The sequence below is a fragment of the Arcticibacterium sp. SM2516 genome, from assembly GCF_057914865.1.
In genome coordinates this window covers 622,700-637,651 of record NZ_CP195290.1, presented here as the reverse complement: position 1 = coordinate 637,651, position 14,952 = coordinate 622,700, and the positions used below count along the sequence as shown (strand labels likewise).

The 14,952-nt window shown below is 37.1% G+C and carries 9 protein-coding genes; 4 read left to right on the top strand and 5 right to left on the bottom strand.

Going from position 1 to position 14,952, the window contains the following annotated elements:
• Positions 1-8: 8 nt before the first annotated feature.
• The gene (locus ACSBFT_RS02690) at positions 9-800 is read right to left on the bottom strand and encodes a gluconate 5-dehydrogenase (protein WP_489603322.1); all 792 of its coding nucleotides are present in this window, start codon (positions 798-800) and stop codon (positions 9-11) included.
• A 17-nt stretch (positions 801-817) separates the two neighbouring features.
• Positions 818-1,660, bottom strand: coding sequence for a 5-dehydro-4-deoxy-D-glucuronate isomerase (kduI, locus tag ACSBFT_RS02685; protein ID WP_463048368.1), 843 nt, complete (start codon positions 1,658-1,660; stop codon positions 818-820).
• A 119-nt stretch (positions 1,661-1,779) separates the two neighbouring features.
• Between kduI and ACSBFT_RS02680 the strand changes: the two genes are divergently transcribed.
• Positions 1,780-2,799: a LacI family DNA-binding transcriptional regulator gene (locus ACSBFT_RS02680; protein WP_489603320.1), complete on the top strand. Its 1,020-nt coding sequence runs from the start codon at positions 1,780-1,782 to the stop codon at positions 2,797-2,799.
• 234 nt (positions 2,800-3,033) lie between these two features.
• The gene (locus tag ACSBFT_RS02675; RefSeq protein WP_489603319.1) at positions 3,034-7,227 is read left to right on the top strand and encodes a hybrid sensor histidine kinase/response regulator transcription factor; all 4,194 of its coding nucleotides are present in this window, start codon (positions 3,034-3,036) and stop codon (positions 7,225-7,227) included.
• A 22-nt stretch (positions 7,228-7,249) separates the two neighbouring features.
• On the opposite strand, the gene ACSBFT_RS02670 is transcribed toward ACSBFT_RS02675, so the two are convergent.
• The 3 genes from ACSBFT_RS02670 to ACSBFT_RS02660 are packed head-to-tail and all read right to left on the bottom strand — an operon-like array spanning position 7,250 to position 11,563.
• Positions 7,250-8,641 carry a sulfatase gene (locus tag ACSBFT_RS02670; RefSeq protein WP_463048371.1) on the bottom strand — a complete coding sequence of 464 codons (1,392 nt, stop codon included), beginning with the start codon at positions 8,639-8,641 and terminating at the stop codon, positions 7,250-7,252.
• Positions 8,642-8,646: 5 nt separating this feature from the next.
• A complete protein-coding gene (locus ACSBFT_RS02665) occupies positions 8,647-9,657 on the bottom strand; it encodes a family 43 glycosylhydrolase (RefSeq protein WP_489603317.1) in 1,011 nt (336 codons plus the stop codon).
• A 16-nt stretch (positions 9,658-9,673) separates the two neighbouring features.
• Positions 9,674-11,563, bottom strand: coding sequence for a glycoside hydrolase family 97 protein (locus ACSBFT_RS02660; protein WP_489603316.1), 1,890 nt, complete (start codon positions 11,561-11,563; stop codon positions 9,674-9,676).
• 487 nt (positions 11,564-12,050) lie between these two features.
• On the opposite strand from ACSBFT_RS02660, the gene ACSBFT_RS02655 reads away from it, so the two are divergent.
• Together ACSBFT_RS02655 and ACSBFT_RS02650 are read left to right on the top strand one after the other, a co-directional pair.
• The gene (locus tag ACSBFT_RS02655; protein ID WP_489603315.1) at positions 12,051-13,376 is read left to right on the top strand and encodes a sugar porter family MFS transporter; all 1,326 of its coding nucleotides are present in this window, start codon (positions 12,051-12,053) and stop codon (positions 13,374-13,376) included.
• Positions 13,377-13,474: 98 nt separating this feature from the next.
• Complete coding sequence (locus tag ACSBFT_RS02650; protein ID WP_489603313.1) at positions 13,475-14,950, top strand: sulfatase-like hydrolase/transferase; 1,476 nt, start codon at positions 13,475-13,477, stop codon at positions 14,948-14,950.
• Positions 14,951-14,952: the final 2 nt, after the last annotated feature.

Here is a 14,952-nt window from a genome sequence, read left to right as displayed (position 1 = left end):
TTTTGAAATTATTCATTCGCTGGTTTACCTATGGTAGCCAAAATGCCCCCATCCACATAAACAACATGACCATTCACGAAGTCGCTTGCCTTGGAGCTTAAAAAGATAGCTGCTCCTTGTAAATCATCTGGATCTCCCCATCTAGAAGCTGGCGTTCTTTTAATGATAAATTCATTAAAGGGATGCCCGTCTACTCTAATTGGAGCCGTTTGGCTGGTAGCAAAATATCCTGGTCCAATACCATTGGTTTGGATGTTAAATTTAGCCCATTCCGTAGCCATACTTTGCGTCAGCATCTTTAAGCCCCCTTTAGCCGAAGCATAAGCACTTACCGTATCTCTTCCTAATTCACTCATCATAGAGCAGATATTGATTATTTTGCCGCCACCTCTAGAAATCATGCCTTTAACCACATGTTTAGAGACAATGAAAGGACCTACTAAATCAACATCAATGACGGCTTTAAAATCAGAGACCTCCATATCCACGATCGGGGTTCTTTTAATAATTCCTGCATTATTGACCAATATATCTATAGGGCCTATTTCTGTTTCTATCTTTTCGATAGCCGCTTTTACCGCAGCTTCATCCGTAACATCAAAAAGGCTTGGATATGCATCAATCCCCTCCTTCTTGTATGCTAGAATAGCGTCATCTAACTTTTGCTGAGATGAACTTCCGTTTACGATAATTTTAGCACCTGCATTCCCTATTCCCTTGGCCATGGCCATACCTAAACCGTGGGTTGAGCCCGTTACTAAAGCTACTTTTCCTGTTAAATCGAATAATTTTATTGACATGATTGTTCTTATATCGCTTATTTCAACTCATTAATTTTACAATGATCCATATCTCCATAATCTAGGTTTTCGCCTGCCATTCCCCAGATAAAACTGTAACTGCTAGTACCAGAACCTGAATGAATAGACCATGGTGGCGAGATAACGGCTTGATTATTACCCATCCAAATATGTCGGGTTTCTTGAGGCTGACCCATAAAATGACATACGGCTTGATCTGCTGCCACTTCAAAGTAGAAGTAAACCTCCATTCTTCTGTCATGCACGTGAGCAGGCATGGTATTCCAAGAACTTCCTGCTTTCAGTGTCGTCATTCCCATCTGTAATTGACAAACATCCACAACACTGTTAACGATATACTTTCTTAAAGTACGGGCATTAGCAGTCTCTGGAGAACCTAATTCTATGACTTCAACATCATCTTGTCCAATTTTCTTTATTGGAAAGGCTTTGTGTGCCGGCGTAGAGTTTAAGTAAAACATAGCAGGCTTATCCGCTGAATCACTTGAAAATTCAACACTTTTATTTCCTCTACCTACATATAAAGCTTCTTTATGATTTAGAGCATATGAAGTTCCATCCACGGTAACTGTGCCTGCTCCTCCTACATTGATAATTCCAAGTTCTCTTCTTTCTAAAAAATACTCCGCCTTTAAAGCATCTATACTTTCTAGTTTTAATGAGGTATTCGTAGGAACGGCACTTCCCGTAATAAATCTATCATAGTGCGAGTACACTAAATTTATTTTATCCTCCTCCATTAAGTTATCTATTAAAAACTCGTCTCTTAATTTCGAGGTATCATAAGTTTTGACATCCTGTGGAGAAGCAGCGTATCTGGCCGTATAATATGTTTTCATTCTTTTGTTGTTTTTATAATTTCAACGTAAATATAAGAAAACAATATAAAATACAATCGATTGGCTTTTTGTAATTGTTGTATATTTGCCTGATACTTAAAAGACCAATCCAATTTCAGATGGAAATAAACAAGGTTACCATTCATGACATTGCTAAGCGTTTAAACATTGACAGTTCTACGGTTTCCAGAGCTTTGAATGACAGCCCTAGGGTCACAAAGAAGACCAAAGAGAAGATCTTAGCAATGGCACAAAGCATGGGCTATCAACGTAACTTGTTGGCCTCAAACCTGCGAAAAAACGTTACCAATAGTATTGGTGTGGTGGTTCCTAGAATCTCTAGACACTTTTTTTCTTCGGTTATTCAGGGTATAGAAGAAACAGCCTATAAGGCGGGGTACAGTGTTATCATTTGTCAATCTTTAGAAGAGCTAGAAAGGGAAGGAATTATTATACAAACCTTGGTCGCCAACAGAGTTGATGGTGTTTTGATTTCCATTTCTATGGAAACGTCAAATTATGACCATTTCCAAATCTTAAAGAGCCGAGGTGTGCCATACGTTCTTTTTGATAGACATTGTGACATAGCGGGGAATAATAACGTGATTATAAACGACTTCCAGGGAGGCTATGACGCCACCCAACATTTAATTTCTAAAGGCTGTAAAAACATTGTGCATTTTTCTGGCCCTGAAAAGTTAGAAATATACAAGAATCGTTTAAGGGGTTATAAAGAAGCATTATCTAAGAATAACATCCCTTTTAGAGCGGAAAATGTTATAAGCTCCCGACTGATGGAAAGTGATGGTCAAGACCTCGTTAAAAACCTTCTAGATAAAAAGGTAAGCTTCGACGGTATTTTTTGTGCCAATGATCAGGTGGCTATTGGAGCCATAAAATTATTAAATAACATGGGCGTCAAAATTCCTGAAGAAGTAGCCATCGTAGGATTTAGTAATGAACCCGTTTCTAATGTTATCACCCCTACCCTAACTACGATAGACCAGCCCGGCTTTGAAATGGGAATTAAGGCTACGGAATTGTTAATTAAAAACATAAAAAAACAAGACGGTATTTTGACTGCTGAAACCATTACTATGGATACAAATCTTATTGAACGCAATTCGTCCCAAAGATGATTTATCTTTTTTAATTTGAAGGACTTCTCGTTACTAAACACCATCTTTAAGTAAGTATTTATTAATTAACCCTATAATTTTTTCTTTAAAACATTCCGATTTTAACGTTTTTCAAAGGGCTCTTAGCTTCGAGTAGGTGAAACACCATTCGATTTTAAGGCGTAGATTTGGGCTATAGTCATTCATTAAATCACTATCAATCAAATGTTTTAAGAGTACTCAACTGAGCATAAGATGAGTTTAAGGAAGTGTTTTTTTCTTTTTTGTTTTTTACCAAGCATAATTTGTTTTGGGCAATTCAATAATTTAAAGTTTGAGAATTTAGATACTTATAATGGCCTTTCAAGCAGTACATGCTTTGAAATATTTCAAGACAAAGATGGTTTTTTATGGTTCGGAACGATAGATGGTTTGAACAAATACAATGGCCATGAATTCGAAGTTTTTAGATCAGAATTAAACAACACTAGAACTTTAAGTAATAACAGAATTAATGCCATAGAAGAAGACAGTGAAGGCAATTTATGGATAGGCACCAACAATGGATTGAACTTATATAATAAGCAAACCAATACCTTCACTCGAATAAATCTTTACCGCCAAATATCACTGGCCAATAGCACTCAAAAAATCATAAACGACTTATTCTTTGACGATATCACTAAAAAACTATGGGTAGCCACTAATAATGGAATCATTAAAATTGATTTAGGAGATCACAGTGCAAACGCCAAAAACTATGAATACGCATACTATATAAACGACAAAACCAACCTCAAATCTTTAGATGACAATAACGTAAGTGTTATCTTAAAAGACAAAGACAACAAGATTTGGATTGGAACGAATGGCCAACATTTAAATAGATACAATCCCTCAAAAGATAATTTTGACAGAATATTGATTCAGAAACAAAAGTCTTATGAACTCAATCACAAACCAAAAAAGGTTTTTATAGATGCTGATGGAGATTTCTGGATAGGAAATGACCTATCTAATCTAATTTTATGGAATAGAAAAGAAAACGAGTTTAAGCATGTTTCTTTGGTTAATAAAACCATTCCTATTCACGACATTTTTCAAGATCATAATGGGTTATTTTGGGTTTCATCGGATGCCTTTGGTTTATACTTATTTAAAAAAAATAAAGGCGAAGTTCTGCTACAAAAACTTATAGAAAGTAATATTTCTGATCCTTTTTCGCTTCCCAACAACAAACCCGCAAAAATATTCGAAGACAAAAAAGGAATATACTGGATAGGCAGCTACGACAAAGGCGTAAGCAAATTAGACCCTACCAATTATTCTTTTGGACATTATTACTACCAAGCCAGTAACCCTAATGGATTGAATGAAAAGATAGTACAATCGGTTTTAGAAGACTCTAAAGGAAGAATATGGATCAGTGCTTATAACGGTGGCCTCAACCTATTTGATGAAGAAACAAAATCTTTTAAACATTACCAAAGTAAACCTAACGGATTGAGCTCCAATAGAATCCTCTACACCTTTGAAAGTAGTGACGAAAGCATATGGGTTTGCACATTGGACGGAGGTGTAAACAAATTCAATCCGAAAAACAATACTTTTCAAACTTTCTTACATCATTTAAACGACCCGAAGTCTATAGGTCAAAGTTCCGTATGGACAGGAACCGAAGATAAACTAAAACGGATATGGTTTGGCTTAAGAACTGAGGGCATCAGCCTTTTTGACCCGAAAACCAATCATTTTACTACCTACAAAAACAACAATATAAAAGAGAAAAGCTTAGTAAGTAATTCGGTAATCTGTACGTTTATCGATTCTAAAAACCGTCTATTTATAGGTACATCGCTAGGCTTAAATTATGTAGAATTAGATGAACTAGAAGCTTATATTCCTAAGGACATATCATTTAAACTTATCAAAGAAAATAATTTAGAAGGGGCCGGAATAAATTATGTAACCGAGGATGATTTAGGGAATATCTGGATAGGGTCAGACTATGGTGTTTATAAGCTAAACCCTAAATTGAAACTTGAGAAGTCTTACACATCTAAAAACGGTTTGCCTAATAACTTGGTTTTAGGAATAAAAGAGGATAATAACCAAAAGCTATGGATAACCACCAAAGGAGGCTTATCATTACTAGACCCCAAAACAGATAATTTCAAAAACTTTAATGTCCATGATGGAATACAGGGGCCTGAGTTTCAAAGCAAATCTATTGAAAAAACTAGCGATGGACGTATCATCATTGGAGGTATAAATGGATTTAATATTTTCCATCCCAACGACATTAAAACTTCGACCACGGACACGGTATACCCGCAGATAACAAAATTTAAACTAAATAATAAAACCGTTTCTGCTGGTGATACTATAAATGGTCGTATCCTTTTAAATAAAGGAATATCGAAAACTAAAGACCTTACCCTAAACTATAATGAAAATTACATTTCCTTAGAATTTGTGGCCCTACATTTTGATAACTCTGAGCAAGTCAAGTATGCCTATAGAATGAAAGGGCTGGATAATGAATTTATAAATTTGGGTTCCAACAGAGTTGTCAATCTTTCTAATTTAGAATTTGGGGATTATACTTTTGAAGTAAAAGCCACGACCACAGGAGACTGGGAATCGGCCGAAACCGCCTATCTAAATATTGAAATCACTCCGCCAATCTGGCGAACTTGGTGGGCTTATCTGTTTTATGCTATTATAGGTTCACTCCTATTGTGGGCGATAATGCACTACTATACACTTAAAGTAAGAGAAGGCCAGCAGCGTGAATTAGACCAAAAACAACTTGAGTTTTTTGTGAATGTATCTCACGAGTTTAGAACGCCACTAACCCTTATTTTAAATCCTGTAAATAAAATATTATCTAATTTTGGTAACGACCCCCAAGCTATAAAAGCCTCCGCAACCTCTATACAAAGAAGTGCCAGACGGTTAATGCACTTAGTTAATCAATTATTGGATTACAGAAAAATGGATGTAGGCATGTCTCCCATGCAATTAGAAAAAGGAGATATCGTGAAGTTTAGTCAGGATATATTTTCACTGTTTAAAGACTTAGCATTAAAAAAAGACATCCACTATACATTTAAAAGTAATCCAGCGAGTATCAACTGCCTTTTTGACTTTGATAAAGTAGAAAAAATCATTACGAATTTAATTTCAAATGCGATAAAATTCACTAACAGTGAAGGTACAATTTCGGTATCTGTAGAAAAGCATAAGCTTCCAAATCGTACTTCTAAATTTCCTTCTTTTAAAAAGAAAGAAATGTCAGATTACATCCTATTAACTGTGGAAGACACTGGTATTGGATTGGACATAGACCAGCAGAAAAACATATTTTCACGTTTTTATAGTATCGACAAAACAAAATCAGGAACGGGTATTGGACTAAATTTCACAAAGGGATTAGTAGAACTTCATGGTGGCGAAATATCCATAGACAGCAAACATAAAAAAGGCACAAAATTTACTGTAAAACTTCCTTTAGATGTTAAATCCAAACCAAAAACAGTAGAAAATATCAAAAATGAGTATCTCATAAATTCTATGAGAGCCGTAGAGTATGATATGTTAATATCAAACGACACCACGTCTGACAACAGCGATGACCCGAATACGAAACTAATAAGCGATAAAAATTTACCGATTGTCCTCATCGTGGAAGACAATAAAGAGCTTAGGGTACATTTGACGAATGACTTAAAAGGTTCTTACAGAATTAGGGAGGCTGTCAATGGCGAAGAAGGCTTGAAAATGATTGAAAAATATCACCCAGATGTAGTCATCTCGGATGTCATGATGCCTAAAATGGATGGTTTTGAGATGTGTAAATTGATGAAAACTGATTTAGAGACATCTCACATTCCAATCATCTTATTAACAGCCAGAACATTAGAAGAAGATCGCATTGAAGGTTATGAAAATGGAGCCGACGGTTACCTTTCAAAACCCTTCTCGATAAATGTTTTGAGATCGCGAATAAATAATTTATTGGTTGCAAAAAATAGATTGCGAGAGCGATTCTCTGAAATAGGAGGCGTTTTCCCTTCCAGAGAGGTCACCACTAATAATTTAGACGAGGCCTTTTTAGATAAGGCAACACGGATAGTTATGAAAAACATTAGTGACCTTGATTTTAAACAAGAGGATCTGTTGAAAGATATGCATTTGGGGCGTTCTCAATTTTACAGAAAAATAAATGCACTTACCGGAAATAACCCGAGCTATTTTATCAGAACGATCCGCCTTCGATACGCCTCTGATTTATTGCTAAAAAATGAGTATTCCATCAAAGAAATCACCTACATGGCAGGGTTTAACTCAACGGCATACTTTAGTAAAACCTTCCGTGAGTTATTTAAACTTACGCCTAGTCAGTACATAGAACAGGCAGAAAAAGGGGCCAAAACGGCGTCTTAAAATTCGCTCAGAAGCCGATTTTCTAATTATTCAATTCTGGCATCTGTGCATTAACTTTCTTTTGCCACTGTTTTAATTCAGAAGATAGTTCTTTCACCTTCGCAGGATATTCTAGTACTAAATTTGTCTGTTCTCCTAGGTCATTTTCTAAGTCGTAAATAAACGCTTCTTCGGTTTCAAATTGGTATATGTATTTCCATTTACCCTTTCTAATGGCAGCTCCCATGGAGAGTCCCTCTTTTCTATGGTGTGGAAAGTGCCAATAAAGTGACCTTTCCGGAAATGTATTTTGGCCGTAAAATAAGGGCAACAGACTTTGTCCCTCTAAGTGAGCATAATCTGAAGGTGAACCTCCGGCTAACTCCAGGATGGTAGGAAAAAAATCGACACTCGTAACAGGGGTATCACTGATCGTAGATGCTTTCACTTTCCCAGCCCAATTGACAATCATTGGAACACGGATTCCTCCTTCATGAAGGGTACCTTTCAATCCTTTTAGCGGAGTATTTCCCCAAAGACCACCATTGTCAGAATAGAAAATAACAATCGTGTTTTCAAGCAGATTTAGCTCCTTTAATTTGTCCATTAGCTTCCCAACATTTTGGTCAAGCTTTTCTATCATTGCGAAATACTTATTGCCTCCATATTTCTCTAGGCTTTCTTTTGGAGCTGCCAAAGGGGTATGAACAGTGTAGGTTGAAAAATTCAAAAAGAAGGGCTTATTTTTATTTTCTTCCATGAAAGTCATCGATTCCTCACCTAATCGGTCGGTAAGGTATTCGCCTTCTGGACCATCTTTTATAGTGCCATTTTTATATGGAGAAAAATAACTAAAAGGCTGACCGTAAGCACAGCCGCCTATATTAACATCAAACCCTTGAGCATTTGGCAAGTACTCCTGATTTACGATGCCATCTTGGGTATAAATAGAGCCGTCACCCCCTAAATGCCATTTGCCAATATAGCCTGTGGTATATCCTTGATTTTTCAAAGCTTCGGCAATGGTAATCTCTTCATGAGGTAAATGGTCCATAAAATAAGCCTCCTTTAACTTATTTCCTTTGTTTGAATTGGTCAAATACTTTTCCATTGTAACCCCAGGAATATGGCAGGTTAGCTTTAAAGCCGCTGGTGATTTTCCTGTCATAAGACTGGCACGCGTAGGAGAGCACACGGGTGCAGCCGCATAAGCGTCTGTAAACATCATTCCATTATTTACCAACATGTCGATATTAGGTGTTTGAATTCCTTTCTTTTCCTTCCTATAACCCAAATCAGAATATCCCAAATCGTCTACTACGATAAGGACAATATTGGGCTTTTTTTCCTCCACTTGATTTCTAAATTCTCCCTTAAAAGAAAACAAGATAAATATGAGTAGAAAAGCGGTTAAACTTGTTTTAATATTTTTCATAGACACTACTCATTTTTCATTTCAAATCGGATTAAATAAGTCTGTTTGTTTTTTTGAACCATGGCAATTCCCCAATTACCAAAATCATCACTTTTAGAACTATCTGTTAGACTTGGCCGATATAAACCAGGTGCTTTAGGAATGTCCACCAGATTATTAAAAAGAGGCTTAAAACTAAATCCATCGGCAGCTAAATAAATACGCTGACTAAAAGAAGCCAAGGATAGCACGCCTGCGTCTTGACTCCAAATAAGGACTTCATGGCTTTTGTCTAAAACGGGTTTGGGATTTTTATTAAACGGACCTTCTGGTTTGACTGCCAAGGCTACACCCATCTGTGTTAGTCCAGGCCCTTTTTCTCCATGACTGGCAGACCTGCCTTTGTAATACATCCATATTTTACCGTCGCGAACCAATAAACTAGCATCGTCCACCCTATAACTGTCAAAATCTGCTGCTGTATCAGAAATAGTTAAAACTGGATTTTGCTTTGCTCGAATAAAAGGACCATTTGGGTTATCAGAAACAGCCAAACCTATGGCTGTGAAGTCATTGTTTGAATTCGCTTCAAATTCATTATTGACATTTCCTTCGGTAGGTTTTACAGCAGTGTAATACAAATAATATTTGCCATTTTGCTCCAAAACATTCGGGGTAAAAACAGAATGACTATCAAAGGCACCTTTTTCTCCAACATTCAGTGCCATACCTTGTTCTTCCCAAGTGAAACCTTCGTCTGAAGAGGTCGCATACCAAATGGTACCCCAATAGCCAGAAGTTACTGGACTATCCATACGTGTGTACCAAATATAATAGGTATCGCCAACTTTTATAATGTCGCTGTTATCTCTTCGGTTGTAGCGTAAATCACTGCCAATACCACTTATTTCTACGTACTGAAATTTCAGATTGGTGCTTTTCGTTTTTGGTGTTGTCGGTCTGCCTTCTTGAGCATTCGCACTTTCGCTTATGCCGAAAATGCCAAACAATAGGGCCAATAATCTTATTCCTTTCATTCTTTAGATTTTAATACTAATTACTTGGTCTAATCCACATGCAGTGTCCTCCACCAGCTACCATTTTTGTATGAATGACATCTCCTTTTTTAACAGTCCCCTTTCGTATTTGATACGCCTCTGGATTTGTCCTACTGTCTGTTTTTTCGGTATCTTCATAATAAGTGACCAAGTAATCTTGCCCATCCTTTAAAAAGTCCAGATTTAAATCTAAACCTCCTCCTTTACTATGCACCGAGCCAATAAACCATTCGTCTCCATGCCTTCTGGCTGTTGATATATATTCGTCCATTTTAGCATGCATGACTTTACTCTCATCCCATTGTCCTACTGGCATTTTTTGAATAAACTCGAATAAATCTAACTTTTCGGTGTAGGCCTCTGGAGCATCAGGAATACAAACAAGGCCACTAAAAATAATTAATGTTCGGGCCACTTCGGCTGTAACGGTAGTAATCAGAGAATTTAATTCCTTAGGGCCTTTCTCTCTTTTACCAGCATTCACTCCCCTTATATCAAAAATGCCATTATTCATATCTAATGGGCCTTGCAAAGCATTGATTAGGGCCATTCTGATAAATGCTTCAGGCGTAAAAGCACGTCTTGAGTCTTGCTGTGCATGACAATACTCTCTGGAAATAGCATTAGGGTAAGTTCTGGTCATACCTGTAAAGGGTACCGGATTATCATGAAAATCTATAAGCATTTTACTTTCAGCACTTAAACGAATAGCTTCTCTTGAAAACGATACATTCTTTCCCATAAAGCCATATTTAATACCACTCATTCCTAGCGATCTATAGTATGGAAAAAGCTCCTCATCACCATATATGCCCTTGTGCCTATCGTAATACAAAATCAAAGAAAAACCTTTCTCTTTCGCATATGCAGACACTTTTTCCAAATCCAGTTTATCAGACATTTCTATATGCCCTTTCTTGACATCTGTGTACCAAGAATCGTCTATTAAGAAATACTCGATTTTATTTTTAGCCGCAAAATCAATGAATCGATAATAGCTGGCATTGTTTATACCATACGTAAAACCGTCAGCCGTTTTGTAGCCATGTACTCGCCAGTCCCAAAGCGTTTTACCAGGTTTAATCCAAGAAGGGTCTTCAATTTTATTTGCTGCGGCCACATTAAGGGGTATGGTATTGGTCACTAAGTCGCCTATATTTTTCTCCATCAAAATAAGTCTCCAGGGAGTGACTAAACTACCCTCTTGCTCGACAAAATCATTCTTCCCGATTAGCTTATCTCTCCGTTTATCAAATTTAAAATCAATCACGTTAAAGCCTGGAGCACTTGCCAAGTCCGACTCAAGCAAAGCAATAAAATATTCATTTTTAGCCTCAACCAGCAATGGCATCAATAACTTTGCTTTGCTTAAGGAATCTGGCGAGGTAGATAGACCAATGGGACCTATGGGTTTACGCTCTCCTGCAGGTGAATAAAGATGGCTCGTTTTAGACAATCCATATTCCATAAAAAACTGTGGCTTTAAACTATCTGGAATATCCTCAACGATATACCGAAATGCCACGCCACCATTATACACTCTAATGTAAAGTTTAACGGGTATGGTTTCATAAAGCAGTGAAACTTCTAATTCATGATAATTATTTTCAATTTCGCTAAACTGACCCCAGACTGGACGCCAATTTTCATGCACCCTTGTCTCAGAAGTCTCTAAAATCTTGACCTCCGTATCTGGGAAAATTGACATTTCAGATTTCGAAACCATCGATTTCCCGTTCACATTTATCGCGTAATAAAACCCGCTCGCCTGATTCTCAATGCTAACCAAAATTTTACCATCTGGCGACTTTAAATTCTTTGTAGTTATACCTGTGTCATATGAAAATGCTACTGATTTTAGGCTTAAGAAAAGAAATGAAATCATGATGCTTTTAACGCTTATTATCATCGTATCGATAGGATTGTTTAATTACATCACAAGATTAACAAACAATGACCTTAACCCATTTAAATTATGATGTCATATTAATCATTTCATGCTCATTTTTCATAAAAAGGAGCTTTAAGCTTACAATCCAAGCCGATTGACACTATCAATTCATGCATATTAATCTACTAAAACTAGTGTTCTATAAGTCTTTACCCTTAAAAGAACTATATTTTATACGCTTTGAATCATGTTTTATACTGCTCAAAAGCAATTGTTTTTAATATTGTAACAATATAAATATTTCAAAATATCGTAAAATATTTTCAAGGTTGAAGTCGAATGAATAGCCTCAAAATTTCACAGAAAACACTAGTTTTTTGCGTTACAAATGGGCTATTTAAAACAAGTCAAAAAAAGAATTGAAATATTGAATCGAGACAAAACGAGTATTTACTAATGCTCGTAACCCTAAAAGTATAAAATGAATAGAAAAATTTTACTGTGGTCAATTACTGCCGCCCTAGCAGGGTTCTTATTCGGATTTGACGTCGTCGTTATTTCTGGAGCCGACAAAAAACTACAAACCTTATGGCAATCTTCGGATTCTTTTCATGGATGGGTAGTAATGGGAATGGCACTTTGGGGAACTGTGGTTGGAGCCATTTTTGGTGGCATTCCGACCAACAAATATGGTCGTAAAAACACCCTCATTGTCATCGGAATTTTATTTGCAGTTTCCGCTATCGCCTCCGCATTCGCAAATGACCCTTACTTTTTTGCCTTTGCCCGCTTTATTGGTGGTTTGGGTGTTGGTGCTTCCACCATTGCGGCACCAGCTTATATTTCTGAAATAGCCCCTGCAAAAAATAGAGGACGTTTGGTGGCCATGTATCAATTCAACATCGTATTCGGAATCATGATTGCTTTTTTGTCGAACTACCTCTTAAGCAATTTGGGTGAAAATGCTTGGCGATGGATGCTGGGTGTTGAAGCCATTCCTGCCCTATTATATGTACTTTTTACACTGAAGGTACCCAAAAGCCCAAGATGGTTATTGTCAAAAGGTAGAGAAGCTGAAGCAAGAGAAGTTTTAAAACTCATAGAACCCGATGCGGACATAGATCTGCTCGTGAAAGAGTTAAATGCTCATTCGGATAAAAGTGATCACACAGAAAACATTTTCTTAAAGAAATATAGGTTTCCATTGACCTTGGCTTTTCTCATCGCTTTTTTCAATCAGTTATCTGGAATAAATGCCTTTCTATATTATGCTCCACGGATTTTTGAAGAAGCAGGCTTAGGTGAAAGCACTGCACTTTTAAGCAGCGTAGGAATTGGTATCACAAACTTGATTTTTACCCTTTTAGGCGTATTTCTAATTGATAAACTCGGCAGAAAGACGCTCATGTATATCGGTTCTGCAGGATACATTATATCCTTAAGCCTTGTTTCAGCTGCGTTCTTCTTGGGCTGGACGGGCATGGCAGTGCCAATTTTCTTGTTTTTGTTTATTGCCGCACATGCCGTAGGTCAAGGAGCCGTAATTTGGGTATTTATATCTGAGATTTTCCCGAACCACCTAAGAGCTTCTGGACAAGCGTTTGGAAGTTCCACACACTGGATTTTGGCTGCCATAATACCTTCTTCCATACCCTATTTATTCAATCATCCTAACATTGGTGCCGGTGTCGTTTTCTTAGTTTTTGCGGGTACTATGGTTTTGCAATTGATTTTTGTAGCTTTTATGATGCCAGAAACCAAAGGGAAAACCTTGGAAGAGTTAGAAGTCATTATTTTAAAGAAATAGGGGCAGTTATGATTCATAAGAGGTATACAAAGGAAATTCCATTGTTAGCCAACCGATATTTATTTGTTACTTTTTACCCTATTAACAATTATAGAAAAATGAACATAAGCGTAATTAAATATTTTTTATTCATAGGTATTCTTATTAGTTTCTCATTTAATTCAACAGAAACTACCTTATCAGAAGAGCCACACTCGGCTGCCAAGAAACCTAATATTATAGTATTGCTTTGCGATGATTTGGGCTATGGTGATTTATCCTCATTCGGACATCCTTTTATAGAAACCCCAAACCTAGATAAACTTGGAGCTACAGGAATAAAGCTTACTAATTTCTATTCCGCAGCACCCGTGTGCTCTCCTTCTCGTGTTGGTTTATTGACAGGAAGAAGCCCAAACCGTGCAGGCATTTATGACTTTATTCCAGCACCAAACAAAAGTGAGGATATCAGAGATCTGGTGCACTTGCAAGCCCATGAGCAAACCATACCAGCTTTGCTCAAAACAGTAGGATATGCCACTTGTTTGGTCGGTAAATGGCACGGTAGCTCAAAGTTCAATTCGGATGCCCAGCCAAAACCTGACCATTTTGGTTTTGACCATTGGATGGCAACACATAATAATGCCGGTCCGAGCCATAAAAACCCTAAAAACTTTGTACGAAATGGAGAAGAGGTCGGTGAGATAATAGGATTTAGTAGCCAAATAATAGTTGATGAGGCCATTGATTGGCTAGAAAAGAAAGAGAACAACAATCCTTTTTTCTTAGAAGTGGCCTTTCATGAACCACATGAGCCAGTAATGTCGCCTGAAAACTTGGTTCAAAAATACCTTCAATACACCGACATTAGAGAAGAGGCAGAATATTTTGCCAATGTAGAGAATGTAGATATTGCTGTTGGCCGTTTGCTTGCTTATCTAGAAAAAAACAACATTGACAATACCTTAATAGTCTTCAGTTCTGATAATGGGCCAGAAACTTTGCACAGATACCCAGGTGCAAAAAAGAATTACGGAATTACTGCTGGTCTTAAAGGCCGAAAACTATGGACCAGCGAAGCTGGCATTAGAGTGCCTGCAGTAATGAAGTGGATTGGCAAAGAAACTTATACCGGCACTTCAGATGCCGTAGTTTCTTCTTTAGACTTCTTACCTACATTTTGTGAATTGGCAGGAGCCAAATTGCCTGAAAATAAATTAGACGGGGAGTCATTTAAGTCGCTTTTGGATAAAGGCGAATTTAAGAGAAGAAAACCTTTGATATGGGCATTCTATGACGCCATAAACGAACATAGAGTAGCCATGCGAAGTGGCGACTATAAAATTATGGCTCGTTTGGTCGCGAAAAATAAGGAGTTACCTCATATCCACAACTTATATGATGGCAACATAGACTTTGTCAAAGCTGCCCTGTTAACAGATTTTGTACTGTTTAATTTAAAAAGTGATTTTGCAGAATCTGAAGATTTGTCAAGCAAAGAGCCTAAAGTTTTCAAAAAGATTAAAAAGGAATTTGAAGCCGAATACAAAGACTTATTGGCTGGAAGCCATGTTTGGGTACGTGAAGAAGAATAAAA